The following is a 3,884-nucleotide window of genomic DNA, read 5'->3' as shown; positions in this document are numbered from 1 at the left end:
AGGTAATTGAAAAATAATGCGGCGTCTGTGACGTAAAACTGTTCCTTCTTCCTCTAACTGCTGTAAGAGCCGCGTAACTGTTACTCGCGTAGTATTTAACACTTCAGCAATATCTTGATGGGTAACATTTAAATCAATTAGCTTCCCCTTATCTACGTCACGGCCAAATTTTTCACTTAACCAGACTAAAAACTGCCATAAGCGTAGCGAAATTGGTTTTCGATGCACAATGCTTAGTAGATCCTCTGCTTGTTGAATATGAGACAACAAAGCATTAATATCCTGATGCCACAAATGAGGTGGCACAATGCTTACTTCCACGCCCGTGAGACATTCAATCTGATAGGGCTTAACTCTAGACAAAGGATAGCCAATCAGATCCCCTAGTCCCCAATAACCGAGAGTGATGAATGTTCCATCTTCACTCCATGTTAAGGTACGAACTGCACCGTATTCAATGCGCCAGAGTACGTCATTTTGAGGTGGAATTACTTCCCGGCGGGTAAATATCTGCTGGGGTAATTGTGTGCTGAAAGCACAGCTATTTGACACGGCAGAAGAATTTGAAGTAGGACTTGGGGAATACATCATTAACCGTAATTACACAATTATCAGGGAATCTCGCTATTGACAATGATTAAGAAACTCTAATAATTTGTATCAAAATTTACCTATATATCGAAAAGTCTATTCTTCTCAATCAGAGCTAGAGACTAACTAAAAATCTTCTGATGTAACAACTTTTGCTTAAGGTATCTATCAGTGAGATGGCTCAAAATTTTTAGTTGTTTATCCGCTACTTTAATTGTGTAAGTTTAAGAATAGGTAAGCTTTTAGTAAAATATTGAATTAACTTATTTTAAGTATTTGGTATTTTCTGAAGACGAAGTAAGTATGTCGGCGCAAATAATTATGAAGATGGTAGGGTGGAATGGCGCTTACTAACTCGCTGGATTTAGATCCCCGACTTCTTGCAGATACCTGAAGGGTAGAAGTCGGGGATTTGGGCAGCATATCAATTAGGAGCGTTGACCGGTAACAATATATGCTACCCTTTGACCGATATTCGTAGCGTGATCTGCCATACGTTCCAGACAACGAATTGCCAGTGCTAGCAGTATAATTGGCTCGACTACACCAGACACATCTCGTTGTTGGGCTAAAGTCTGATAAACGCGATCGTAGGCATCATCTACAGTATCATCCAGATGTTTTAAACGGCGTCCACTTGCTTCATCGAAATCCCCCAAAGCCTTTAAACTAGTTGCTAGCATCGCCTGCGCGTGAAGAGACATAGCTTCAATGTCGGGCATTGACGTATGAGGCGCGTAAGGAAAAATTTTAATTGCAATTTCAGCTAAATCCTCAGCATAATCGCCAATCCGCTCTAAATCTCGCACCAGCTGCATAAAGGCACTCAAGCAGCGCAAATCGGGAGCCGTAGGCGCTTGTAGCGTCATAATCGCCGTACAGTCTGATTCGATTTGACGATAAAAGCGATCGATCTTTTTATCTAATCGGGGGAGTTCCTCAGCTGCTGTTAAGTTACGAGCAAATAACGCTTGGTGGCTGAGGCGAAATGATTGTTCTACCAAGGCACCCATGCGTAATACATCCCGTTCTAAGCGCCTAATGGCGCGTGCGAGTTGTGGTCTTTGAGGATTGGGAGTATAATCGACGGCTTTCACACTTGTTGTCTCAAAGGTGAAGATATTACTAACTATAGTCTTGGCTTAGGGAGTTTGCCATAACTTCGGGAAATTGGAGTTGCATCCACGCACCACCAGTTTCTGGATGGTTCATCGCTTTGATTGAACCACCGTGGGCAATTAGAATTTGCTCAACGATCGCTAATCCTAATCCATTGCCAACGATCGCTCCTATAGAATTACTATCTTGGGGGGAATGAGTTCGCGCTTTATCTCCTCGATAAAATCGCTCAAAAACGTGGGGTAAATCTGCTTCAGAAAAGCCGACTCCAGAATCAATAAGATTTATTTCCAAGATTGAAGAAACAGGATCGTTATCCTTTGTTGATAAGATTTTCGCTTCAACATGAATGCTTGTACCAGGAGGACTGTACTTGATGCTGTTGTCTAGCAAATTCAGAAAAACCTGATAAATCCGGGCTTTATCTGCCTTAATCCACAGATTTTCTGGCCCAGAATAAGAAAAAGACAGATGTTGGCGCTGTGCCAAGGGTTCTAGTGTTTCCCAAACAGATGTAATGAGCGATCGCAATTCTACAGCTTTAGCTTGCAATTGCATATTTGGGTTTGCTTCCATTTGGGTAAGGTCTAACCAGCTTTGCACTAAGTTAATTAGTCGATCAACTTCTTGCATGAGGCGGTTAACCCAGCGATTTAAAGGCGGTTCCAAGCGATTTTGTAAAGTTTCTACAACCAAGCGAATCGAAGTTAGCGGTGTTCTGAGTTCGTGTGCAAGATCGGAAAAATAGCGATCGCGTACTTGATTTATATCTAATAGGGGTTGACGATTTTCTAAAAATACTCCTACTTGTCCATTGGGTAAAGGTAAGCTAGAAGCCCGCAAAGCCAGAGATTTGATTGTTGCCATCTCTGCCGCATCATCACAAGATGGATGAAATATCCATTCTCCCGTTTGTGGTTTTTGGCGATCGCGAGTTTGCTCAATTAAATGGTCGAGTTCATAAGACCTGACCAACTCCAATAACAAGCGCACTTGTTCTGGGTGCCACCTTTGCAGATACGAAATTTCCTGCGCCTGTCGATTGCACCACAGCAGTTGATTTTCCTCATCCACCTGCAAATATCCCACTGGAGCAAAATCTAGCAGGTCTTGATAAGTTTGCAACGACTGCTGCAAATCTTGTCGCTGCTGTTTCACCATCGCTATTTCTTGCCGCAACCCAGGAATCAGCAACAGTCCCATCTTGTAAGAATGCGAGGTTAACGGTCGGAGTAAGCGCCCCAGGTAGCGGTTAAGTTGAACCTGTTGCCAAACCCAAAACCCAATGCCTACCGCTAAACCCAGAAAAAATCCCAATAAAAGCATTTGAGTTGTTAGTTTCTTGGTGACTACTAAAAACTAACAACTATCCCAACTAATTATCCAAACCTATAGCCAAAACCTCTTACAGTCACAATATATTCGGGATGACTGGGGTCTTGCTCTAATTTTTCGCGCAACCAGCGAATGTGAACGTCTACGGTTTTACTATCGCCCACGAAATCCGGCCCCCAAACCTGATCGAGCAATTGTTCCCGTGACCATACCCGGCGGGTGTAACTCATAAACAATTCCAGCAAGCGGAACTCTTTGGGAGAAAGACTCACTTCTTGACCGCGAACTAGCACGCGACATTCTTGGGGATTTAAGGAGACATCCTTAAATTTTAATACTGGTATTGGTGGTAAATTACTTAGGCGTTGGCGGCGGAGTAAAGCGCGACAACGAGCTACTAACTCGCGCATACTAAAGGGTTTGGTCAGGTAGTCATCTGCACCCACCTCTAACCCCAAAACACGGTCAGTTTCACTACCCTTAGCACTGAGCATTAAAATAGGTACTGGGTTGCCTTGATGACGCAGCAAACGGCAAATATCTAGCCCATTGATTTGCGGTAGCATCAAATCAAGAATGACCAGATCGAAGGGAAGTTCCCCTGAATTGGTTTCAAAACTTTTGAGATATTCTATAGCAGACCGCCCATCGGGAGCAGTTATCACCCCGTAACCTTCTTCTTCCAGAGCTACAGCTAGCATTTCCTGGATTAATTCTTCATCTTCTACTACTAGAATACGGCTGGTTTGTCCAATGTCCGTTCTGGCAGAATATTTGGTCGATTCACTGGTATACATTGATATCACAAAAGTCTACGACTGTGCTTGTATCAATTAGGA

The 3,884-nt window shown here is 43.1% G+C and carries 4 protein-coding genes; all 4 read right to left on the bottom strand.

Annotation, left to right across the window (positions count from 1 at the left end; translation table 11 throughout):
* The coding region (locus IQ229_RS17025) for a Crp/Fnr family transcriptional regulator (protein WP_194045702.1) at positions 1-591 on the bottom strand (591 nt) is incomplete at its 3' end.
* 428 nt (positions 592-1,019) lie between these two features.
* Positions 1,020-1,688, bottom strand: coding sequence for a phosphate signaling complex protein PhoU (gene phoU, locus IQ229_RS17020; protein WP_194045700.1), 669 nt, complete (start codon positions 1,686-1,688; stop codon positions 1,020-1,022).
* A 28-nt stretch (positions 1,689-1,716) separates the two neighbouring features.
* The gene (locus tag IQ229_RS17015; RefSeq protein WP_194045698.1) at positions 1,717-3,036 is read right to left on the bottom strand and encodes a sensor histidine kinase; all 1,320 of its coding nucleotides are present in this window, start codon (positions 3,034-3,036) and stop codon (positions 1,717-1,719) included.
* Between the two features lie 53 nt (positions 3,037-3,089).
* Complete coding sequence (locus IQ229_RS17010) at positions 3,090-3,842, bottom strand: winged helix-turn-helix domain-containing protein (protein WP_194045696.1); 753 nt, start codon at positions 3,840-3,842, stop codon at positions 3,090-3,092.
* Positions 3,843-3,884: the final 42 nt, after the last annotated feature.

It is taken from the genome of Nostoc cf. edaphicum LEGE 07299 (assembly GCF_015207245.1).
Lineage (GTDB): Bacteria > Cyanobacteriota > Cyanobacteriia > Cyanobacteriales > Nostocaceae > Nostoc > Nostoc edaphicum_B.
Note: the sequence above shows the minus strand (reverse complement) of the source record. Positions and strands in the feature narration are given on the sequence as shown.

Excerpts from the sequence above, each read along its gene's own strand:
- IQ229_RS17015 (WP_194045698.1), bottom strand. The coding sequence starts at position 3,036 with ATGCTTTTATTGGGATTTTTTCTGGGTTTAGCGGTAGGCATTGGGTTT.
- IQ229_RS17010 (WP_194045696.1), bottom strand. The coding sequence starts at position 3,842 with ATGTATACCAGTGAATCGACCAAATATTCTGCCAGAACGGACATTGGA.